Genomic DNA, 21,515 nt, shown 5'->3' on the forward strand with positions numbered 1-21,515 from the left:
CGCGTCCAGCGATAACCCCACCACCGCCAGCCCCTTCGGCCCGTCCTCATTAAAGAGCCGCACCAGCCCCGGAGTCTCCTCCCGGCAAGGCCCGCACCACGTCGCCCAGAGATTGATGAGCACGACCTGCCCGCGATGCTCCCGCAGCCGCCACGTTCCTCCATCCATCTGCTCGAATTCCATATTCGGAGCGAGCTGGCGCATCGCAACCGGCGTCAGGCCGCCAGCCTTCACCGGCCCATGCCGCAGCGTCATAAAAACTCCCAGCGCAGCCGCGGCTAAAAGAAACGCCGCCAGCCAGCCTCTCCGTCCCTCATCCATCTTTGAGCTCACTCCGCTCATCATAGTTCTCTGTGCCAGATACCAGCACGATCGCTTCCGGTTATCCTCAGCGTATGCCCAGCCAGCACGTGAACCCGGCCTCTTACAACAAAGCTCTTCTACTTATCCTCATCCTGCTCGCTTTTTCCCCGCTTGGCCGTGCCTACTCCGTCCAGACCCACGAGCAGCTCATCGACCTCACCTGGAAGCTGTCCATCCGTCCTCTTCTGCTCCAGCGCTTCCCCAATCTCACCGAGGCACAAATCAAGGAAGCGCACGCCTATGCCTACGGCGGCAGTGCCATCCAGGACCTCGGCTATTATCCTTTCGGCAATCCATTACTCAGCGACCTTACCCATTACGTCCGCCCCGGAGACTTCGTCCTCAGCCTCATCCACAATGCACACGACGCCGACGAACTGGCCTTCGCTATCGGCGCCCTCTCGCACTACGTTGGCGATACCATCGGCCACGCCCAGGCCATCAACGAAGCCGTCCCCATCGAATTCCCCAAGCTCGGCAAAAAATACGGCTCGGCCGTCACCTACGAACAGGGTGAACACGCCCACGTCCGCACAGAATTCGCCTTCGACGTTAACGAGATCGGCAAGCACCACTTCGCCCCCTCGGCCTATTTCAAGCACGTCGGGCTCGCCGTTCCCATTCCTCTGCTTCGCCGCGCCCTCTTTCAGACCTACGGCATCGATCTTTATCAGATCATCGGCCATCGAAGGCCGGTCCTGCGCGGCTACCAATTCGCCGTCCGCAACTTCCTGCCCCGCATCGCCTACGCCGAAGACATTCTGCACAGAAACAGCTTCCCACCCGACGACACCGGACCCGAGTCCGTTACGCTCAACAAGGATCTCGCCCAGTCCGACTTTGAAAACGGCTGGGACCAATATCGCAAGAAGGCCGGTATCGGGACCCATCTCCTCGCCGGCATCATCTTCATCCTGCCCCGCATCGGCCCGCTGTCAGACGCCGCGATTCGCGGCCCCAACGCCCACACCCAGGAGCTCTACGTCAAAAGTCTGAATCGCTCTACCGCTGTCCTGCGGCATATTCTGGCAAACTTCAATTATGTGACCTCCTACGTCCCCAACCGCGACCTCGACACCGGCGCCAAGGTAATGCCGGGAGTCTACCAGCTCACCGACGAAACCTACGCCCGGTTGCTGTCCACGCTCACGCGCAATCCCACTCACCCCGTCCCATCGGGTTTGAAGCAGAACATAGCCAACTACTACTCCAACCCCGCTGCTCCTATTTACACTAAAAAGAAACCTGAGAAATGGGCACAGGTACAAGCCGAACTGAAGCTACTCCAGACCATGCCAACAACTCAGGAGCCGCCATCCGTCCCCAACCCCGAAGCTCCTCCCATTCCCGGCGATGGCACCCCCAGTCCCGCCCAGGCCGACTAAACGACAGACCGATGGCACGACCCAGCACCTCCAGTCCCAATTCTCGGACAGGTCCTCCTGGCCGCAAGCCGAATCCGTGTCGTTTCCCAACAGCTCTCTGCCACAATCCATTCTTGAAATCAGCTTCCGAACTACCCCATCTACCACAAAACAAGCATCCAACCCAAATGTAACCAGAGACGACCAAATGAAACCATCGACTATTCTGAAATCCGCCCTGGCCTGTACTTTGCTTCTTCCCTTTATCGGCTGCCACTCCAAGTCCGCGCCCACGTCGGAGAACTTCCTTCAGGGACTCAACAAGCACTACGTCGACCACCCCGACTGCCTGCTTGCCAACACCCGCTTCCCCTACGAGACCGGCGACCCCAAAGAGACCGCGCAGATGGACACGCTGGTCAAATCGCAGCTTCTCGACAAGACCGTCGAGATGTCCATTCGCGTCAGCCGCTACACCGTCACCACCGTCGGAGCGCGTTACGCGCCCAGCTTCTGCTACGGCCACCGAGTCGCCAACACCATCGACAGCTTTACGCCTCCCGCCGTGGCCAACGGCTTCAACGAGACCCGGGTGACCTATCACTACACCATGGCGGACGTCCCCGTATGGGCTAAATCCGCGAATGTCCTCAAAGCCTTCCCGGCCATGGCCGAGATCATCAGCGGCCACGCCACCGGCGTAGCGACGCTCGCACAGACCCCGGTAGGCTGGCAGGTCCCCGACTAGCCTGAGACTTTTTAGCGCAGAAACAGAAAAGGAGCCACATGGGCTCCTTTTCAAACATCCGCAATCGCACCTAGCAGGCGACACGACGGCGCATCATGCCCGCGAAACCTATCAGGCCAGTACCCAACAGCGCCAGCGTCGAAGGCTCCGGAACTGCCGCAGGAGCAATCTGTGCGGTTGCAAATTTCACGGTCCCACGCTGTAAAGCTGACTGGAAGGCCTCATCTCCCCTGACCGCTGCCGATATATCTGAGCTGCCTTGAAGATCACAGTCGCCAAACGGATTGTTGAAGCAGACATAATTCGTGCCCGAACCGATATAAGGTGCCTGGAACAAGAGAATGGAGTTCCAATCGCTAAAGTTATACGAAAGTGCACTCGAGGTCGCCGTCAAGCCGTTGCCCCCCACTAAAACCTGCGAGTTGCTGCCCAGCAAATCCATCGTTTCGCGGCCGTCATTGATGAGCAGGTTGTAATCGAGAATGTCCGAGGCACTGAGAACGCCTGACTTCGCGTCGGTTGTGATCGTTCCGCTCACACTTCCACCACTGAGAACCGTATTGAAGTTGTAGGTAATACTGCTGGCCTGGGCGAACATGGGCAAAAGAACGAGGGCCGCGGCTGCAAGGATGGTTCTGAATCGCATGTAAATCTCCGTTGAAAGGGGATGTCTTAAAATTTCGGCTACACCATCCCTATGAGCAACCAGCGTTCCAAACCTGAAAAATCCAGCAAAAATGAATAAATTCCTTTCAACTGTGCTTGCAATCTAAAAACGAGAAAGGCTTTGCGCACAAAAAAGAGAAAAATAGTTCCTACAAATATCCCTTTCTCAAATTTGCTTCACCTCGCTTCCTGGAGTTCTATTCCGCCGCGTTTCACCCGTGACGGAAGAGCAAGGCTCCAGTTACACAGGCATCCGTCAAATCTGGTTCGAGCCAACCCGGTCCCCTCTCAATGAAGTCGAGGAAAAATAAATCCTCCCTTGAAACATTCTCCCAAATGAACTACCTTGGCTCCGTTGCCTGAAATCCCTATGACCGTGAAACGAAACCTTCTCGCCGCCCTCCTCATCCTCTGCACGATGTCCGTCCACGCCCAGCCAAAGCACACCTTCACCCCTCAGGGCGACCACTTCGCCCTCGATGGCCAGCCCTTCAAAGTCCTCTCCGGCGAGCTGCACTACGAGCGCATCCCCCGCGCCTACTGGCACGCCCGTCTCAAGATGGCCAAGGCCATGGGCCTCAACACCATCGCCACTTACGTCTTCTGGAACATGCACGAGCCGACTCCCGGCCACTTCGACTTCACCGGCAATAACGACGTAGCCGCCTTCATCCGCGCCGCACAGGAAGAGGGCCTCTACGTCATCCTCCGCACCGGCCCGTACTCCTGCGCTGAGTGGGACCTCGGCGGCATCCCCGCCTGGCTGCTCAAAGACCCCGCCTCCGCCGCTGCTCTCCGTTCCAACGATCCCGCCTTTATGATCCCCGCCGAGCGCTGGATCGACCGCCTCGCCAAAGAACTCACGCCCCTCCAGATCGGACGCGGCGGCCCCATCCTCATGACCCAAGTCGAAAACGAGTACGGCAACTTCGGCTCCGACCACGTCTACATGGAGCACCTCCACCAGATCTTCCTCCACGCCGGATTCACCGACTCGCTGCTCTACACCGCCGACAACTGGCGCAACATCCCCAAAGGCTCCATCCCCGGCCTCTTCGCCGCCACCAACTTCGGCATCGGCAACCATCAGGGCGGCATGGACGAGCTGGCAAAGCTCCGCCCCGACGCTCCTCTGTTCGTCTCGGAGTACTGGCCCGGCTGGTTCGATAGCTGGGGCCATCCGCACCAGACCCGCCCCATCGGCCCGCAGATCGAAGACCTCGACTACATTCTCAAGCGCGGAGCCGGGATCAACATCTACATGTTCCACGGAGGCACCAGCTTCGGCTTCATGTCCGGCTCCAGCCTCATCAAGGGCCACTTCCTCCCCGACGTTACCAGCTACGACTACGACGCCCCGCTCGACGAAGCCGGACACACCACGCCCAAGTTCTTCGCCTATCGCAAAGTCCTCGCGCAATACTCCCCCTGCGGCAACGAGTCCTGCCTGCCGCCCATCCCCGCCGCACCGCCCGTTATCACCATCCCGCAGATCGACCTCACCCAGTCCACACCTCTCTGGGCCAACCTCCCCGCTCCCATCGCCAGCGATCTTCCTCAGCCGATGGAGCGCTTCAACCAGGCCTACGGCTACATCCTCTACCGCAAGCACCTCCCCGCTGCCGTCTCGGGCGATCTTGTCATCGATCAAGTCCACGACTACGCCCAAATCTATATAGACGGCAAACTCACCGCCACCCTCGACCGCCGCTCTGCCGATCCCAAGGGCAATCTTCCCGCCGTCTCGATCGAGACCACCGGGCCCGCTCGCCTGGACATCCTCGTAGCCGACGACGGCCGCATCAACTCCACCCGCAACATGCGCGGCGAAAACAAGGGAATCACCCATGCGGTCACCCTCGCTGGCCAGCCACTCACCCACTGGCAGGTCTACCCCCTGCCCATGACCATCCTGCCCAACTTCTCAAAATCCATAGATCAGAACATCGCCCCTCCGAACTCCCCCCACATCGCCCCTCCAGCCTCTAGGTACGCCAAGGCTTCAGCCTTGGCCCTCTCAGACAAGCAAAAGAGCGGGGCTTTAGCCCCTGGGGTATGCCCTCTTTCCAGCTGCCAGCCAACCTTCCTCCGTGCCACCTTCACCCTCCCCCAGACCGGGGACACCTTTCTGGACATCCGCGACCTCGGCAAGGGAGCCCTCTGGATCAACGGCCACGCCATCGGCCGTTTCTGGAACACCGGCCCTCAGCAGACCCTCTACGTCCCCGGCCCTTGGCTCCGCAAAGGCCGCAACCAGATCGTCGTCTTCGATCTCGCCCCACAATCTCAGCGCCCACACGTCGCCGGATTAGCCCAACCCATTCTCGACGGCCCCGTAGCCGACCAAAGCATGAGCAAACAGGAGTAGCCCCAATGCCAGTTCGACCAAGCAAACCACGTCATATCGCCACATCTTCGCTGCTGGCTGCGGCCTTTGCATTCACCTGCATAACCCCTGCTACTGCAAAGACATCCATCCAATCTCTCCACCAAAACTTCCACAACCCGCCAGCCCAGGCAAAACCCATGGTGCGCTGGTGGTGGTTCGGCCTCGCCGTCCAAAAGTCCGAGATCCTGCGCGAGCTTCAGCAGATGAAAGCCGACGGCATAGGAGGAGCGGAACTGGCGTTCGAGTACCCGCAGGTCCTCGACGACCCTGCAAAAGGGTTGAAGAACCTCCCCTTCCTCTCCCCCGAGTTTCTCGACGACGTGAACTACGCCCAAACCGAAGGCCGCAAGCTGGGCCTCCGCATCGACGTCACCCTCGGCAGCGGCTGGCCCTATGGCGGTCCCGCCACCACATTAGCCGAAGCCTCCGGACGCCTCCGCATCGCCCAGATTCCCGTCCCTGCCAATGCAACCTCTCTGCCCAAACTCAAGCTGGCCGAAGGCGAGTCCATCATCTCCGTCTCACTCGTCAACGGAGAGCCCCAACATTGGGACGCCGCCACCGCCACCACTTTGGGTGCCCCAGGTTCGGATTCTCGGACCTGGGATAACCTGCCACCCAAACCCACCCCCCGCACCGCCCTCTTCTTCATCTCCAGCCACACCAAGCAACAGGTTAAACGTGCCGCCGCAGGAGCCGAAGGCTATGTCCTCGATCCCTTGAGCCATCAAGCCGTTGCCAACCACCTCAAATCAGTCGGCGAGCCGCTGCTCAAAGCTTTCGGTCCCACCCCGCCCTATGCCATCTTCTCCGACTCCCTCGAGGCCTACGGCTCCGACTGGACCCCCGATCTCCCCACCGAATTTAAGAAGCGCCGAGGCTATGATCTCCTGCCCCACCTGCCCGAACTGGTAGCTGGTGGAACCCCCGAAGCCGAAACCGTTCGCCACGACTGGGGCAAGACACTTACAGAACTGGTGAACGAAAACTACCTGACTCAAATCAATAACTGGGCCATCGAGCATCACACCAAGTTTCGCTCTCAAACCTATGGTAACCCAGCAGTTTCCTTCTCCAGCCAACGCCTCGCCGCCCTTCCCGAAGGCGAAGGTCCACAGTGGCGGCAATTCTCGACCCTGCGCTGGGCCACCTCAGCCAATCACGTCTTCGGCAACAACGTAACCTCCGGCGAGACCTTCACCTGGCTCCACTCCCCGGTCTTCCGCGCGACCCCGCTCGACATGAAGGCCGAAGCCGACATCGACTTCCTGACCGGCGAAAACCAGATCATCTGCCACGGCTGGTCCTACTCCGCGCCACAGGTTGGCGAGCCCGGCTGGTCGCTCTACGCCGCCGCCGTCTTCAACGATCACAACCCCTGGCATCCGGTCATGCCCGACGTCACCCGCTACATCGGCGGCGTCAGCTACCTCCTCCGCCAGGGCCAGCCCGCCAATCAGGTAGCCATTCTGCTGCCCACCGACGACGCCTGGGCGTCCTTCACCCCCACGCAGGACAGCATCACCGCGCTGATGACCCGCGTCGTCACCCCGGAGTTGATGTCCACCATCCTCTCGGCAGGCTATAACGTCGACTTCATCGACGCCGACGCCATCAACTCCGTCGGCCTCGGCACCCACAAGATTCTCGTCCTTCCGCCCACCGACCGTATCCCGGCAAATACCCTTCGCAAGATCGAGCAGTTCGTCGCCGCGGGAGGCAAAGTCGTCTCCATCGGCCGCGCGCCCTCCATCTCGCCTGAAGGCAAGACTCTGCCCGAGATCACCAGCCTCTCGCAAAAGCTCTTCACCGCCGTCAAAGGCAGCCTTGTCCCCGACGACTCCGCCCTTGCCGCCGCCCTCCACAACGCCGCCACCCCTGACTTCACCCTCACCTCGGGCAACGACGAGATCGGCTTCATCCGCCGCAAGCTGCCCACGACCGACATCTACTTCATAGCCAACACCAGCAACCACCCCGTCGAGACCACCGCAACCTTCAGCACCCCCCACAAGTTCGGCGAGCAGTGGAACCCGGCCAGCGGCGAAGCCACCAGCTCCCCTACCGCCAATGTCGAGCTGCACCTCGCGCCCTACGAGTCCCGCATCTTCGTCTTCAGCAGCGTCAACCCCAAAGCTCCAGCGCCGCGCACCGCGCCGACCAAACAGCTGGCTGACCTCAGCGGCAACTGGCAGGTACGCTTCGCCGCGACTGACAAAACCAAGTCCGAAGCGAAGCTGACCGACTGGATCGCCAGCCCCGACACCATCCACTACTCCGGCGAGGCCGTCTACACCCGCGACTTCAACCTCGGCTCCGTCTCCACCACCCCCACCTACCTCCAGATCGACGGCGGCTCCCCGGTCACTCCGCCAGCCGGAGTCCTCAATCGCCCCGCGCCGTTGCACAACGGCATCCCTGATCCGCGCGTTACCCGCACAGGCCCCGGTATGCGCGCATGGTTCGAACCGCCCGTCCGCGAAGCCGCCATCGTCTTCATCAACGGTAGGCAGGCAGGCTATCTCTGGCACCCACCCTATCGCCTCGACGTATCGCCGTTCCTCAAATCCGGCCAGAACCACATCGAGATCCACGTCTATAACACCGCGCTCAATGCCTGGTCGGCACAGCCGCCGCACGACTACAAGCCCCTCATCGCCAAGTACGGCGACCGCTTCCAGATGCAGGACCTCAACAAGGTCGTTCCCACCTCGTCCGGCATCCTCGGCACCATCAAACTTGTCACCAATGAATCCCAGGAGCAGAAATAGATGTCCCGCGCTTTAATTCTCACCTGTGCTCTTGCACTCACCGCCTCAGCCTCCGCAGCCACTCCAAAGACCTTCGTCGCCAACGACTACGGAGCCAAAGGCGACGGCACCACGCTCGACACGGTGGCCATCCAGAAGGCCATTGACGCTGCTGCGAAGGTCCACGGCACCATCACTCTCAAGCCCGGAACTTATCTCTCCGGCTCACTCTTCCTCAAATCCGGCACCACGCTCGACGTTCCCGAGGGAGCCACCATCATCGGCTCTGAAAAGCTGGCCGATTATCCCGAACTGCCCACCCGCATCGCGGGCATCGAGATGACTTGGCCCGCCGCGCTCATCAATGCCCGCAACCAGAACGACGTCACCATCACCGGCCACGGCACCATCGACGGCGATGGCCCCATCTGGTGGAAGTCCTACTGGGACCTGCGCAAGATCTACGAGCCCAAGGGCCTGCGCTGGGCCTCCGACTACGACGCCAAACGTCCTCGCCTCGTCCTTCTGCAAAACTCCTATAACGTTCACCTCGGCGGCGGCATCCTGCTTCGGCGCTCCGGCTTCTGGACGGTGCAGGTCCTCTACTCGCACGACATCACCATCGACGGCGTCACCATCCGCAACAACGAGGGCGGCAAAGGCCCCTCCACCGACGGCATCGACATCGACTCCTCACGCAAGGTCCTCGTCCAGCACGCCGACATCGAGGTCAACGACGACGCCCTCTGCCTCAAGTCGGGCCGCGACTCCGACGGCCTACGCGTGAATCGGCCCACAGAAGATATCGTGATACGCGACTCCATCATTCGCCACGGCGCAGCCGCCATCACCATCGGCTCCGAGACCTCCGGCGGCTTCCACAACATCGAGGTCTACAACCTCACCGCGCTCAGTGGCGTTCCCTCGGGCGTTCTCTTCAAATCCGCGCACACCCGCGGCGGCACCGCCACCGACATCCGCATCCACGACCTCAACCTGCAGGGCGTAGCCATTCCCATCCACATGACCATGAACTGGAACCCCAGCTACAGCTACGCCACACTGCCGCCGGACGTAAAAAATCCACCGCACTACTGGGTCGTCCTCACCACCAAAGTTCCCGAGGCACAGGGCCTGCCGCACTTCTCTGACGTTCACATCTGGAACATCAAAGCCGTCGGCGCCAAGCAAGCCTTCAACGTAAGCGCCTACCCCGACGCCCCGCTGACGAACTTCCGCCTCGATCATCTCGACATCGAAGCCAAAACCGCAGGCACCATCGCCGACGCCAAAAATTGGACCATGACCGACAACAACATCAAAACCGTCGACGGTTCCAAGGTCGAATTCACCGACACTCCCATCGCCCTCGGCAAAAAGGATGTTCCGTACGGTGAACCGAAATAGCCACTCTCTGATAGCATGATCGCGTGAACAAGAGGTCATACCTCTCGTTCACGCACTGCGTCTCCATTTCAATCAGTCACGTTTCATCTTTCCGCTTTGATTTCCTTCAATTTCAGCCAGTGTGGAGTGTCATGACCAGTTTTTCGCAGAGCTTCCCAGCAAAAGGAATCGGCCGCCGCAATGCACTGCTCGCATTGGCTTGCTGTGCCATCACGCTTCCGGCAGTGGCCCAGCAGCCGCTGAAGACGTTGCTCGTCGATGTAGACCACCGCAACGTCACCTCTCTCGATGGAAACTGGCATTATCTCGTCGATCAGCCCCCGGCAAGAGCACTCTACTCCCCAGACGGCAAGGTCAACGACAAGACCTACGCGCTCAATACTCATCCCAATATCGATAGCGGCCCGCACAACGCGGAGTACGACTTCGCCACCGCGCCGACCCTTAAAGTTCCCGGCGACTGGAACACGCAGGAGCCCACGCTCTTCCGCTACGAAGGCGTCATCTGGTACCAGCGCGACTTCGGCTTTGAGCCCAAACCCAACACGCGCACCTTCCTCCACATCGGCGCGGCCAACTATAAGTCCTTCGTCTGGGTCAACCAGAAGCGCATCTGCGACCACGAAGGCGGCTTCACTCCCTTCGACTGCGAGGTCACCGCCGCGCTCAAGCCCGGTAACAACTTCGTCGTCATTGCGGTGGACTCCACCCGCGAGGTCGACGGCATCCCCTCGGTCGGCATCGACTGGTTCAACTACGGTGGCCTCACTCGCGATGTCTCCCTCGTCACCGTTCCCATGCAGTTCATCGACGACTACGACGTTCACCTGAAGCACGGCAGCACCTTCTCCGCCGCCGATGCCAAAACCCTCACGGGCTACGTCCACGTCGAAGGCGCAACCGCCGGAACTCCAGTCACCCTCCGCATCCCCGAGGCAGGCGTCAGCACCACCGTCAAGACCGATGCCGATGGCCGCGCACCCTTCGAGGTGAAGGCAAGCAAACTCGAGCTGTGGTCGCACGAGACGCCAAAACTCTACAAGGTCGAGCTCGCAACAGGCTCCGGCGATCAGCAGGACAAGCTCACCGACGACATCGGCTTCCGCGACATCCGCGTCGACGGCACCCGCATCCTGCTCAACGGCAAAGCCATCTTCCTGCAAGGCGTCAACGAGCACGCCGAGGCTCCCTACCGCACCGGCCGCGTCTGCACCGATGAGGACGTCAAGAACATCTTCGGCTTCCTCAAGGACATGAACGCCAACTTCGTCCGCCTCGCCCACTACCCGCACGACGAGCGCATGGAGCGCGAGGCCGACCGAGACGGCATCATGATCTGGTCGGAGATTCCGCTATGGCAGCACATCTCCTTCGACAAGCCCGAGGTCTACGCCAAGGCGACCTTCATGCTCAACGAGATGATCCGCCGCGACCGCGACAAGGCCTCGGTCATCCTCTGGTCCGTCTCCAACGAGACGCCAAATAATCCCACCCGCACCCAGTTCCTCACCAACCTCGCCAACGAAGCCCGCAGGCTCGATCCGACGCGGCCCATCACCTCCGCGATCATTGGGCCTCACCTCAAAGACAACAAGATGGTGGAGAACGACCCTCTCACCAATGCTCTCGATGTGGTCGGCCAGAACGAGTACGTTGGCTGGTACGATGGCCGTCCCGAAGACGCCGACAACATCCAATGGACGCTTCCGCAGAAGCCCATCCTGATCTCTGAGTTTGGCGCCGAAGCCAAGCAGGGCAACCACGGCGGCAAAGACCAGCGCTGGACCGAAGAGCAGCAGGTCAACGTCTACCAGCACCAGTTCATCATGATCAACAAGATCCCCCAGGTGCGCGGCCTCATTCCGTGGATCCTGATGGACTTCCGCTCACCCACTCGCAACATTCCCAAGTTGCAGGACGGCTTCAACCGCAAGGGTCTTATCTCCGAGGATGGAAAGAAGAAGGAAGCCTTCTATCTCTTCCAGAAGACCTACAAGGAGCACTCTGTAGGCAAGGCAGAATAACCTCGAAAAAATATGTGGCTGTCGCCGTCAGGTCGGAGGCGACAGCCACAACCTTTTAGGAGCCAGCCTGAGGAGCCTCTGATTAAGCCGTCGTTTTGTTTAAGGGCACGGCTTCAGCCGTGCCGCAAGTCCAATAAAATGAATGGGGCTTTAGCCCCTGAGGTAAGTCTCTGGGAGTAAATCAGAGCACCCCTAACCATTCTCTCTATATGCCGAGAACTAAATTTTGCAGATTGCGTTCAAACTGAAGCAGAACCTGCTCCTTGCCCAGATGCTCTATGGCGTATTCCCGTGCAGCAGCACCGAGCCGCTGACGCAGAGGCTCATCGTCGATCAATTGCTGAACGGCAGCGTGCAGCGCTGGAGCATCTTCGGCTGGAACGACGAGGCCGCAGCCTTCGACCACCTGCTCGACCTGCGTACCGTGGTCGGCCGTAGCGATAACAGGACGGCCGCTGGAGAGCATTCCGGTGAGCTTCGACGGCATCACCAGGTCAGCCGCTCCGGCGCGCTGCGGCAACAGGTGAATATCAGCCGCATTCAGCAAGTCGTTGAGCCGCGAGAAAGGTTGCAGCGGCAGCAGGGTCACGTTGGGCAGATGCGCAACCAGCGTCTCAAGCTGCGGACGGAAGGCTCCATCGCCACAGAAGAGAAAATGAACGCGAGCGTTGTTCTCGAATGCTCGAGCAAGCGGCGCCAGCAACTCCAGCCCCTGCTTCGCCCCCATGTTGCCGGAGTAGAGAAGAATGATCTTGTCTTCAAGCCCAAGCTCGCGCCGAAAGCTATTGGCCGTATCTCGTGCCTGTGGATGGATAGCATCTACATCGACCCAGTTGGGAAACAGAATCGTGCGCGCGACAGGAACACCTTTGGCCAGCGCTCGCTCGACCATCTTGTGCGAGATGCTGGAGACGCGGGTAAAAGCCTGGGTAAAGAACTCTTCAAGGCCCAGCGCGAAGTCATGGATCAGTCCTTCAGCAGGCAGCAGGCCGAGGTCGAAGGCGGCATCCACTTCAAAGTCCTGCACGTGCAGCCACGAGGCTGCGCCTGCGGTCTGAGCCACTAGCAGCGCAAGCGGCGCACCAAAAAAAGTCGGCTCTACCGTGAAGACGATCTGAGGTTGCCAGAAGATCTCGCGAAGCATCACCGGCAGGCTCCCCAGCATGAACGAGAAGAGGTGCACCATGCGCTTCACCCCGGTCGGTTTGGCGGGAACGTAGAGCGGAGTGCGATAGACAATCGGCTCGCCTGGAACTTTCTCCGTGCGGTAGAGCTTGCCGCGATAGTCTTCGCGGATGCTCCACGCCGGATAGTACGGCGGCGCGGTCACCACATGGACATCATGCCCCCGCGCAGCCAGCCACGAGGACATCTCTCCGGTGTACTTTCCGATGCCGGTCAGTTCAGGAGCATAGTTCAGTCCATAGATCAAAATTCGCAAACTGGTCCCTCTCGATTCCATGATACCGAGCAACGTAAGGCGCGACCGCCGGTGGCGCGGATATTCGAGGATTTAAAACGAAACAGAAGAAAGATTAGTTTCTGAATCATCGGCGTGCCCGGATAAAGTGTTCAATCCGTTTTTATCCGTGCCATCCGCGGTCGATTGGTCTTGCGTTCTATTGCCCAATGGCCGCATCCTGTGAATGGATGACCGCTGACGCAACCATGGCGAGAACAAGCTTGCTGCACCGCTCGAAGCAGCAGCCCCTGGCTGCGCTCGGAATCGTATTGCTGGTGATCTTTCTGGTCTGCGCGCTGTTTGCTCCCTGGCTGGCACCGTACGATCCCGCACGCCTCGACCTGACCGGACGCCTCATGGGGCCAAGCGCAGCGCACTGGTTCGGCACCGACGAACTTGGGCGCGACATCCTTTCGCGCACGATCTACGGCGCTCGAATCTCGATGATCGTCGCCGTCAGCGTCGTCGGCTTATCGCTCGCAGTGGGCATCGTAGCCGGATGCCTGTCCGGCTTCTACGGCGGAGTCACCGACACCATCCTGAACATCTATGTCACCAACGCCTTCATGTCGCTGCCGGGAATCCTGCTGGCAATTGCCTTCGTGGCCTTCATGGGGCCGGGACTGTTCAATGTAATTCTGGCGCTGGCCATCTCCGGCTGGGTAGGCTACGCGCGGCTGGTGCGCGGACAAGTCATGGCAGTCAAGGAGCGCGAGTTTGTCGAGGCAGCGCGTGCCCTGGGAGCCTCCGACCTGCGCGTCCTCTGCCGCCACATCCTGCCCAACATCGTGCAGCCGCTGATTGTGCAGGGAGCCATCGGCATGGCGGGCGCCGTACTCGCCGAGGCCACGCTTAGTTTTCTCGGACTGGGCGTTCCACCCCCGGCGGCCAGTTGGGGATCGATGCTCAACGACGCCCGCTCGCACCTCTTCGACTCGCCGCACCTGGTCTTCTTCCCGGCAATGGCGGTGATGCTTTGCGTACTCTCATTCAACTTTATCGGCGACGCGCTGCGCGACTACCTCGATCCAAGAACGAAGATGGAGACCGGAATTTAGAGATAGCCCGGCAAGTGCACCATCCTTAGCGAGCGATATCAGATATGCTTGGGGCTGAGGTCCGTAGGCATTTATGCGTAAGAGCATCGTTACACCATCGCCTGTAGCCGCAACGCCGATTCCCGATCTCTGGCGCAACCTTGAGCGGATCGCACGTGTAGAGATCACCTCGGAAGACGAAGCCTTTCCGATCGAACACGCGCTGGGCAAGACCGAATCCACCGGCTGGCGCGCAGCAGGCACCGGGCCTCAGGTGATTCGGATGCACTTCGACGAGCCACTAACGATTCACCGCATTCACCTGCACTTCGTCGAGAAGGCAACGGAGCGCTCGCAGGAGTTTGCCATCTTTGCCGGGTCAGGCACCGAGCTGCGCGAGGTCGTTCGCCAGCAGTTCAGCTTCAGCCCCGGCGGCTCGACCGAGGAGACCGAGGACTACACTGTCTCGCTCGATCGCGTCACGGTGATGGAGCTGAAGATCGATCCCGACCGCAGCCACGATCCCAGCCAGAGCAAGAGCTATGCCTCGCTGCAAAGCCTGCGGCTCGCCTGAAGCTCAATGCTGCTCGGAGTCATCTCGGACACGCACGGCCTGCTGCGGCCAGAGGCGCTGACGGCGCTGGCTGGCGTAGAGCACATCCTTCATGCCGGCGACGTCGGCGACGCCCGAATTTTAGACGCCCTGCGCGAGATCGCCCCAGTCACGGCGATTCGCGGCAACATCGACCAGTGGGGCGAGTGCGCGCAGCTGCCAGCTACCGATGTCGTCGAACTCGACGAGCGACTGTTCTACCTCGTCCACTCGCTGGCCGACCTCGATATCAATCCGGTAGTGGCAGGAGTAGCAGCGGTCATCAGCGGCCACTCGCACAAGCCCTCGATTGAGTCACGTGGCGGCGTGCTGTACCTGAACCCAGGCAGCGCCGGGCCACGGCGGTTTAGCTTGCCGGTAACGGTGGCTTTGATGACTATCGATGCAGATAGTATTTCGGCACGGATAGTGGAGCTGCTGTAGGGGCTACTCATTAAGTCCAGGTCTTGAAAGTCCGTGGCAGTGGACCCCAAAAACTCCATGTTTTGAAAGGGCGTGGCTTCAGCCCCTGAGGGAATGTTCTGGAACTTATTGGCCGCGCATTCGCGGATTCGCGATGGTGTAAGCAACATCCGTGAGCAGATTGATAGCGACGTAAGTAAGGCCAACCGCAAGGATGCATCCCTGCACCAGCGCATAGTCGCGGTTCGAGATCGCCGACAGCGTAAGCCGCCCAATGCCCGGCCAACTGAAGATCGTCTCGGTAACAATTGCCCCGGAGAGCAGCGACCCAAACTGCAGCCCGATCACCGTCAGCACAGGAATCAGCGCATTGCGCAGAGCGTGGCGATATACGATCCTGTTCTCGCTCAGCCCCTTCGCGCGCGCCGTGCGGATGTAGTCCTGCCCCAGCTCTTCGAGCATCGCCGTGCGCACCATGCGCGTAAGGATGGCAGCAAGGCCAAGGCCAAGCGTGATCGCCGGAAGGATCAGGTGCAGCAGAAAATCGCCGACGCCCCCGGTCCCCGCCGTCGATACCGGGAGCCAGCCAAAGTAGATGGAAAAAATAATGATGAGAATCGGCCCCAGCGCAAAGTTCGGGAACGAGAGCCCCACCAGCGAGACCACGCCGAGCGTACGGTCCTGCCAGCGGTTGCGATGCAGCGCCGAGAGGATGCCCGACGGGACCGATACCGCGATCCCAATCAAAAGCGCGGCCAGCGTCAACGCAAGCGTGTACGGGTAGCGCTGCAGCACAAGATGCGTCACCGAGTCATGCAGCCGCAGCGACTGGCCAAGATCGCCGTGAAAGATTCCTTGCCAATAATGAATGTACTGGTGGCTCAGCGGAGCGTCGAAGCCGTAAGCGTGGCGCAGCGCGGCGATATCGGCGGTGTTCGCGCCCTCGCCCAGCATCTGCACAATAGGATCACCGGGAACAAGGTGAATCAGCAGGAAGACGACAGAGACGACCACCCAGATGACCGGCAGCGTAAGCAGGATGCGGCGAACAGGGTTCCACAGAGCTGGCCTCATGCCGTCGTTTCCCTGCCCATCTTTTCAACGACCTTTGCGGGCGTCAGGACCTGCACGGCGACGCGGCTGATGCGGCGGCCATCCATCTCTGCAACGGAGTAGCGGCGTCCGCCCTCTTCGATGCTTTCGCCGACCTCGGGGAGATGACCGAGATGCGCGAGCACAAACCCGGCCAGCGTCTCAACTCCGGCTTCGCGGGGAAAGCTCCAGTGCAGTTGCGTTCCCAGATCGCGCAGCGTTGTGCTTCCGTCCAGCGACATGGCTCCTGTCGAGCTGAGCAGAGGGCTGCGAGGCACAATATCGAACTCGTCATCCAGTTCGCCGACAATCTGCTCCAGCGCATCTTCGGCAGTCACAAGGCCAACGGTCGAGCCGAACTCGTCCACCACAATCGCCATCTGGCGACGCCGTTCCTGAAACTCCTGCAACAGCTCAACCGCCAGCTTGGTCTCCGGAACCACCGTCAACCCATGCATCACCTGCCGCAGCGTAAGGCCGGAGCCGCCCTTGCCGCCGAGCCCAAGCGCCACCCCGCGAAAGTGCATCAGGCGCGAGATGTCCTTGGAGTAGACGATGCCAATAATGTTCTCCGGCCCATTCGCGGGATCGTACACAGGGATGCGCGAGTGCTGCTCCTCGACGATGCGGGCGCTCGCCTGCTCGACCAGAAGGTCCGCGGGCAGCGAAAAGATCTTGCCACGCGGAGTCATGATCTCGCGCACAGTAACGTGGTTCAGCTCGATGGCGCGATGGATGATCTCCTCCTGAAAGGGAGGCAGCAGCCCCATGCGCCGGGTCGCCGTGGCGATGAGCTTAATCTCTTCAGGAGAGTGGACAGCGCCTTCCCCATGCAGCGGCGCGCGAAAGAGCTTCAGCACAAGGGTGGCGGAGCCGTTCATCAGGTTCACCGCGGGCCGCGTGATGCGGATGAAGACGTCCATCGGTCCTGCCACGGCCAGCGCGATGCGCTCGGCACGCTGCAGCGCCAGCGATTTAGGAACAAGCTCGCCCAGCAGGACTTCGAAATAAGTAATCAGCGCAAATGCGATGAGGACCGCAAGCGTATGGGCATAGATAACAGCATGAGCAGGCAAAACATTCAGCCAGCCATGCACGATCTGAAGAATCATCTGCGCAACCGCAGGCTCACCCACCCAGCCCAGCGCAAGCGCGGCCAGCGTCACCCCGAACTGCACGGCGGGAAGGAACTCGTCGATGTTGTGCTTGAGCTGAAGAACGGTACGCGCACCCGGTCGGCCAAGCGCGATCAACTGCTGGATGCGCGTCTCGCGCACGCTGACGAGCGCGAACTCAGCAGCGACGAAGAAGCTGTTGGCCAGAATGAAGAAGGCCACCATGATCGTGCGGAAGAGCATCCATTCGAGCATTTACAAAGTGTAACGGCTCCACCCGTTTCAGCAGCCCGGGGAGAACAGCTAACGGCAACAGCGACAAAGAAATGGCCCGGCTGGTTTGCCGGGCCGCTTGCGAAGCTGGGTAAAAACTTATGCGAGAACCTTGAGCACAGACTTGTCGATGGTGTCCTTGGGGACATAGCCGACGATCTGTTCGGCAACCTGGCCGCCCTTGAAGATCAGCAGTGCGGGAATGCCGCGAATTCCATAACGCGCCGGGGTTGCGGTGTTGGCATCAACGTCCATCTTCATGACCTTAAGCTTGCCCTGATACGAGTTGGCAATCTCATCGACGATCGGCGCAAGTGCGCGACATGGACCACACCAGGCGGCCCAGAAATCGACCAATACGGGTTGATCCGACTGAAGAACCTCTTTTTCAAAGGATGCGTCGTTGATGTTGGTTACGAACTGACCTGCCATTTACTTCCCTCCAGGATGTTCTGCCATTACTGAGCAGTCCTCACAATAATAGATGCTGAAGGGTAGGAAGAGTTTCAAGACGGTATATCTTGCTGAAAAAGCAAACGCCCGGACCTCTGTAAAAGAGGTCAACGGGCGGCGTAGCAGCCCTCCCCAGAACTGCCCACAGGAGCTAAGGTACGAAGGAAGTGGAGAAAGGTAAAGAAATCTTAGGTAACTTTGAGGTAACTTATTGAAACATTACCCTGCTGGCTAACCTTTTTGGCTACTTCTGCACCAGGGTTCCCGCGGCAATCGTGGTCTGAATAATCTCCAGATCGGGGTCATTCGCAGCCTTCCGGATCGCGGCTGGCAGTTCCTTCGCCGTCTCATCCGCAATAAGAAGCACCGAAGGCCCTGCCCCGCTAAGCGCAACACCAAGAACGCCGGGCGCACCATTCAGCGGCAGCAGCAGTGGCAGCAGCGGACACGCCTCCATGCGGTAGGGCTGGTGGATGCGGTCCTGCATGGCAGTCCGCAGCAGATCGCCCCGATTCAGCGCAAAGGCCGAGACCAGCAGAGCGGTGTTCTGCACGTTCGCCACAGCATCCGCACGGGAGTAGGTCGCCGGCAGAAGCGCCCGTGCCTTCTCGGTGGCAAGGCTCGTCGAAGGCAGCGCAACAAACAAGTTCCAGTTTAGATTTTGTCCACATGTAGCTGTAACAATGGCACTTCCATTATCAGCCGACGCCGTCATTCCACCCAGAAAACAGGCGGCAACATTATCAGGATGCCCCTCGCGCTGGCACGCCTCTTCAAGAATCTGCTGGCTCGTCCAGTTGAGTTCTCCAAAATGATTGGCCAGCAGTACCCCGGCCAGCAGCGCGGCAGCGCTCGAGCCGCAACCCATTCCCAGCGGTATCTCATTGTCGAGTTCAAGATGCAGCGGCGTCACCTGCTTGCCGTTGGCGGCGAGAACGCTGCTATAAGTGCTGAAAATAAGGCTATGAGCTGCATCGCCGCAAAGATCGGCATTCCGTCCGGTGGCGCGAATGCCAAAAGCCGCCGCCTCCACCGCATCGATGGTCAAATACAGCGCCATCGCGAGGCCCAGGGCATCGAAGCCCGGGCCAAGGTTGGCAGAGGTCGCTGGTAAGCGTAAGTGTAGAGGCGTCATACGGTCTGGGCGAGCTTCATGTGGGACTCCAGCGCGTGCAGCACGACATCCGAGTCCGGTTCAAGGACGATAGGAGGCTTGCGCAGCGCCGTGTGCAGAGCCTGATCCGATGCCGAAATCTGCGCATTTTCCGCTTCGGTCAGCAGCTCGCCCCGGTGATAGTCGATGGTGTACTGCGAGTCCTTAAGCGTATGCCCTGTAAGAATCAGCACCACGCGCTCCTCGGGAGCGACCTTACCCAGCGCGACCAGCTTTTTGAGCCCGGCAAAGGTAACGGCAGAGGCCGGCTCACAGCCCACGCCCTCCGCGCCGATCTGCGCCTTGGCCAGCGCAATCTCCTGCTCCGAAACCTGTTCGCACCAGCCGCCAAGCCTGTCGATAATATTGGCCGCCTTGCGCCATGACGCCGGGTTGCCGATGCGGATCGCAGTCGCGCGCGTATCCGCCGTCACCGGCCGCATGATGCGGTTGGAGTCCATAAACCAGCGGTAGAGCGGATTCGCTCCCTCCGCCTGAATGATGCTGATCTTCGGCAGCCTCTGAATCAGTCCGAGGCGCTGCATCTCGATAAAGCCCTTACCCAACGCCGAGGAGTTGGCGAGGTTGCCGCCGGGAACGATGATGTGGTCCGGCACCTGCCAGTCGAGCTGTTCCAGAATCTCGAACGCAGGCGTCTTCTGCCCTTCCAGCCGGTAAGGATTGACCGAGTTCAGCAGATAGATCGGAAAGCGCGTGACCAGATCCGTCAAAATACGTACGCAGCCATCGAAATCCGTCTTCAACTGAATTGTCAGCGCACCATAGTCCATCGACTGCGACAGCTTGCCCCAGGCGATCTTGCCTTCGGGGATGAAGACGATGCTGCGCAGACCGGCGCGAGCGGCATAGGCAGCCATCGCGGCGGAAGTATTGCCCGTAGAAGCGCAGGCGACCCACTCGAAGCCACGGTCGGCAGCGACCGAGAGCGCAGCCGTCATGCCGGTGTCCTTGAACGAGCCGGTGGGATTCATCCCCTGATGCTTGGCAGTCAGCCAGTTCAGCCCAATCGCCTTGGCGCAGCGCGGCAGATCGTAAAGCGGCGTATTGCCCTCGCGCAGGGTAACGGCATTGTCGAGGTTTTCCAGAATGGGAAAGAGATCGCGGAAGCGCCAGACGCCGCTCTGGTCAAGCGGAAGGGTCGAGGTGCGGCGCTCCTGCCATAGCCAGCGAAGCGCGCTCGCATTGGGCAGATTGCTGTTATTCGCGTCAGACGAACCCGTACCGGGCGACCAGGGGTAGATGACGTCATAGAGCCCGTTGCAGTCCGGGCAGCGAAATATACTGTTGACGGCGCTGCCGGTGATGACGGCTCCGCATTCTGTGCATCTAAGATGATGGGTCGCGACTTTCATTGTTCTATCTAGGGTACCGTAAAGAGCGGAGTGGACCAAAGATGAGAGCTGTTCTTCTTTGCCTGGTGATGTTGAGCGGGTTTTTCGGGACAGGCGCGGCGTGGGGACAGGACACTCAAAAGGAGCTGCACGTCGCTGCAGCCGCCGACTTGCAGCCCGTCATGCCGGTGCTGGCCGCGGCCTACGAGCACGCCACGGGAATCAAGCTGGTAGTCAGCTACGGTTCTTCCGCCACCCTCACGACGCAGATCCTGAACGGCGCACCGATGGACATCTTTTTAGCCGCAGACTTTGTCTTCCCCGAAAAAGTAGTAGCCGCCGGTCTCTCGGATATGAAGCAGCCAACCGCCTACGCCAAGGGCGCTCTGGTCCTGTGGGCGCGCAAAGACTCGCCCCTACAGCCCATCAGCATGGACAAGCTGACCGACCCGCGCGTAACGCGCATCGCCATCGCCAATGAAGAGCACGCCCCCTACGGCCGTGCAGCCGTAGCCGCGCTGAAGAAACTGAACCTCTACGACAAGGTGTCTTCGCATCTGGTGGTTGCCGAAAACATCGCCCAGACAGCGCAGTTTGTAGAGTCGGGCAACGCTCAACTAGGGCTCATCTCATTGACCACGGCGAACACGCCACACTTCAGTCAGATTGGCACCTATGTACGCGTGCCGACCGTATATCCGGAGTTGCGGCAGTGCGCCGTGGTGATGGCGAAGTCAGAGCATCGCGCCGAAGCGCACGCCTTTCTCGACTGGCTGCTCACCCCAGCCGTGCAGGGAAATATGAGCAAGCTCGGGCTGGCCGCAGTGCAATAGCGTCAAATTGCTAAATGAG

General features: G+C 60.2%; 18 protein-coding genes. 10 read left to right on the plus strand and 8 right to left on the minus strand.

The annotated features are described in order from the left end of the window. The coding region (locus VMU57_RS12220) for a TlpA disulfide reductase family protein (protein WP_325383772.1) at window positions 1-333 on the minus strand (333 nt) is incomplete at its 3' end. A 62-nt stretch (window positions 334-395) separates the two neighbouring features. Here VMU57_RS12220 and VMU57_RS12225 point away from each other — a divergent pair. Both VMU57_RS12225 and VMU57_RS12230 read left to right on the plus strand, forming a co-directional pair. Continuing rightward, a complete protein-coding gene (locus VMU57_RS12225; RefSeq protein ID WP_325383774.1) occupies window positions 396-1,748 on the plus strand; it encodes a zinc dependent phospholipase C family protein in 1,353 nt (450 codons plus the stop codon). Window positions 1,749-1,935: 187 nt separating this feature from the next. Then, on the plus strand, window positions 1,936-2,475 hold the full coding sequence (locus VMU57_RS12230; RefSeq protein WP_325383776.1) for a hypothetical protein: 540 nt from the start codon (window positions 1,936-1,938) through the stop codon (window positions 2,473-2,475). A gap of 70 nt (window positions 2,476-2,545) precedes the next feature. Here the strand turns inward: VMU57_RS12230 and VMU57_RS12235 are convergent, their stop codons facing one another. Beyond that, window positions 2,546-3,121 carry a PEP-CTERM sorting domain-containing protein gene (locus VMU57_RS12235; RefSeq protein WP_325383778.1) on the minus strand — a complete coding sequence of 192 codons (576 nt, stop codon included), beginning with the start codon at window positions 3,119-3,121 and terminating at the stop codon, window positions 2,546-2,548. 390 nt (window positions 3,122-3,511) lie between these two features. Here VMU57_RS12235 and VMU57_RS12240 point away from each other — a divergent pair, with 390 nt between their 5' ends. From VMU57_RS12240 to VMU57_RS12255, 4 genes are all read left to right on the plus strand, one after another. Further along, a complete protein-coding gene (locus VMU57_RS12240; protein WP_325383779.1) occupies window positions 3,512-5,509 on the plus strand; it encodes a beta-galactosidase family protein in 1,998 nt (665 codons plus the stop codon). 5 nt (window positions 5,510-5,514) lie between these two features. Continuing rightward, window positions 5,515-8,301, plus strand: coding sequence for a glycosyl hydrolase (locus VMU57_RS12245; RefSeq protein WP_325383780.1), 2,787 nt, complete (start codon window positions 5,515-5,517; stop codon window positions 8,299-8,301). Further along, window positions 8,302-9,687 (plus strand): glycoside hydrolase family 28 protein, encoded by a 1,386-nt coding sequence (locus VMU57_RS12250; RefSeq protein ID WP_325383781.1) that lies wholly within the window; start codon window positions 8,302-8,304, stop codon window positions 9,685-9,687. Between the two features lie 131 nt (window positions 9,688-9,818). Then, window positions 9,819-11,711 carry a glycoside hydrolase family 2 protein gene (locus VMU57_RS12255; RefSeq protein WP_325383782.1) on the plus strand — a complete coding sequence of 631 codons (1,893 nt, stop codon included), beginning with the start codon at window positions 9,819-9,821 and terminating at the stop codon, window positions 11,709-11,711. Window positions 11,712-11,916: 205 nt separating this feature from the next. Here the strand turns inward: VMU57_RS12255 and VMU57_RS12260 are convergent, their stop codons facing one another. Beyond that, the gene (locus VMU57_RS12260; RefSeq protein WP_325383783.1) at window positions 11,917-13,152 is read right to left on the minus strand and encodes a glycosyltransferase WbuB; all 1,236 of its coding nucleotides are present in this window, start codon (window positions 13,150-13,152) and stop codon (window positions 11,917-11,919) included. A 227-nt stretch (window positions 13,153-13,379) separates the two neighbouring features. Between VMU57_RS12260 and VMU57_RS12265 the strand changes: the two genes are divergently transcribed. The 3 genes from VMU57_RS12265 (at window position 13,380) to VMU57_RS12275 (ending at window position 15,246) form a co-directional block, all read left to right on the plus strand. Further along, complete coding sequence (locus VMU57_RS12265) at window positions 13,380-14,231, plus strand: ABC transporter permease (protein ID WP_325383784.1); 852 nt, start codon at window positions 13,380-13,382, stop codon at window positions 14,229-14,231. A gap of 73 nt (window positions 14,232-14,304) precedes the next feature. Continuing rightward, window positions 14,305-14,784 (plus strand): hypothetical protein, encoded by a 480-nt coding sequence (locus tag VMU57_RS12270; protein WP_325383786.1) that lies wholly within the window; start codon window positions 14,305-14,307, stop codon window positions 14,782-14,784. Between the two features lie 6 nt (window positions 14,785-14,790). After that, window positions 14,791-15,246 (plus strand): metallophosphoesterase family protein, encoded by a 456-nt coding sequence (locus VMU57_RS12275; RefSeq protein ID WP_325383788.1) that lies wholly within the window; start codon window positions 14,791-14,793, stop codon window positions 15,244-15,246. Window positions 15,247-15,351: 105 nt separating this feature from the next. On the opposite strand, the gene VMU57_RS12280 is transcribed toward VMU57_RS12275, so the two are convergent. The 5 genes from VMU57_RS12280 to thrC form a co-directional block, all read right to left on the minus strand. Beyond that, the gene (locus VMU57_RS12280) at window positions 15,352-16,299 is read right to left on the minus strand and encodes an ABC transporter permease (protein ID WP_325383790.1); all 948 of its coding nucleotides are present in this window, start codon (window positions 16,297-16,299) and stop codon (window positions 15,352-15,354) included. Then, complete coding sequence (locus VMU57_RS12285; RefSeq protein ID WP_325383792.1) at window positions 16,296-17,687, minus strand: hemolysin family protein; 1,392 nt, start codon at window positions 17,685-17,687, stop codon at window positions 16,296-16,298. Before VMU57_RS12285 ends, VMU57_RS12280 begins: the two co-directional genes overlap by 4 nt. Window positions 17,688-17,804: 117 nt before the next feature. Continuing rightward, window positions 17,805-18,137, minus strand: a complete 333-nt coding sequence (gene trxA, locus VMU57_RS12290) for a thioredoxin (RefSeq protein ID WP_325383794.1) — start codon at window positions 18,135-18,137, stop codon at window positions 17,805-17,807. 265 nt (window positions 18,138-18,402) lie between these two features. Next, the gene (thrB, locus tag VMU57_RS12295; protein ID WP_325383796.1) at window positions 18,403-19,293 is read right to left on the minus strand and encodes a homoserine kinase; all 891 of its coding nucleotides are present in this window, start codon (window positions 19,291-19,293) and stop codon (window positions 18,403-18,405) included. Further along, on the minus strand, window positions 19,290-20,684 hold the full coding sequence (gene thrC, locus VMU57_RS12300) for a threonine synthase (protein WP_325383798.1): 1,395 nt from the start codon (window positions 20,682-20,684) through the stop codon (window positions 19,290-19,292). Before thrC ends, thrB begins: the two co-directional genes overlap by 4 nt. A 41-nt stretch (window positions 20,685-20,725) precedes the next feature. On the opposite strand from thrC, the gene modA reads away from it, so the two are divergent. Further along, window positions 20,726-21,496, plus strand: coding sequence for a molybdate ABC transporter substrate-binding protein (gene modA / locus VMU57_RS12305; protein ID WP_325383800.1), 771 nt, complete (start codon window positions 20,726-20,728; stop codon window positions 21,494-21,496). Window positions 21,497-21,515: the final 19 nt, after the last annotated feature.

Origin of the sequence: Edaphobacter sp. (genome assembly GCF_035532915.1) — a bacterium.
Lineage (GTDB): Bacteria > Acidobacteriota > Terriglobia > Terriglobales > Acidobacteriaceae > Edaphobacter.

Excerpts from the sequence above, each read along its gene's own strand:
- VMU57_RS12275 (WP_325383788.1), top strand. The coding sequence starts at position 14,791 with ATGCTGCTCGGAGTCATCTCGGACACGCACGGCCTGCTGCGGCCAGAG.
- VMU57_RS12235 (WP_325383778.1), bottom strand. The coding sequence starts at position 3,121 with ATGCGATTCAGAACCATCCTTGCAGCCGCGGCCCTCGTTCTTTTGCCC.
- VMU57_RS12225 (WP_325383774.1), top strand. The coding sequence starts at position 396 with ATGCCCAGCCAGCACGTGAACCCGGCCTCTTACAACAAAGCTCTTCTA.
- modA (WP_325383800.1), top strand. The coding sequence starts at position 20,726 with ATGAGAGCTGTTCTTCTTTGCCTGGTGATGTTGAGCGGGTTTTTCGGG.
- VMU57_RS12270 (WP_325383786.1), top strand. The coding sequence starts at position 14,305 with ATGCGTAAGAGCATCGTTACACCATCGCCTGTAGCCGCAACGCCGATT.
- VMU57_RS12240 (WP_325383779.1), top strand. The coding sequence starts at position 3,512 with ATGACCGTGAAACGAAACCTTCTCGCCGCCCTCCTCATCCTCTGCACG.
- thrC (WP_325383798.1), bottom strand. The coding sequence starts at position 20,684 with ATGAAAGTCGCGACCCATCATCTTAGATGCACAGAATGCGGAGCCGTC.
- VMU57_RS12265 (WP_325383784.1), top strand. The coding sequence starts at position 13,380 with ATGGCGAGAACAAGCTTGCTGCACCGCTCGAAGCAGCAGCCCCTGGCT.
- VMU57_RS12285 (WP_325383792.1), bottom strand. The coding sequence starts at position 17,687 with ATGCTCGAATGGATGCTCTTCCGCACGATCATGGTGGCCTTCTTCATT.
- VMU57_RS12255 (WP_325383782.1), top strand. The coding sequence starts at position 9,819 with ATGACCAGTTTTTCGCAGAGCTTCCCAGCAAAAGGAATCGGCCGCCGC.
- VMU57_RS12245 (WP_325383780.1), top strand. The coding sequence starts at position 5,515 with ATGCCAGTTCGACCAAGCAAACCACGTCATATCGCCACATCTTCGCTG.
- trxA (WP_325383794.1), bottom strand. The coding sequence starts at position 18,137 with ATGGCAGGTCAGTTCGTAACCAACATCAACGACGCATCCTTTGAAAAA.
- VMU57_RS12280 (WP_325383790.1), bottom strand. The coding sequence starts at position 16,299 with ATGAGGCCAGCTCTGTGGAACCCTGTTCGCCGCATCCTGCTTACGCTG.
- thrB (WP_325383796.1), bottom strand. The coding sequence starts at position 19,293 with ATGACGCCTCTACACTTACGCTTACCAGCGACCTCTGCCAACCTTGGC.
- VMU57_RS12250 (WP_325383781.1), top strand. The coding sequence starts at position 8,302 with ATGTCCCGCGCTTTAATTCTCACCTGTGCTCTTGCACTCACCGCCTCA.
- VMU57_RS12230 (WP_325383776.1), top strand. The coding sequence starts at position 1,936 with ATGAAACCATCGACTATTCTGAAATCCGCCCTGGCCTGTACTTTGCTT.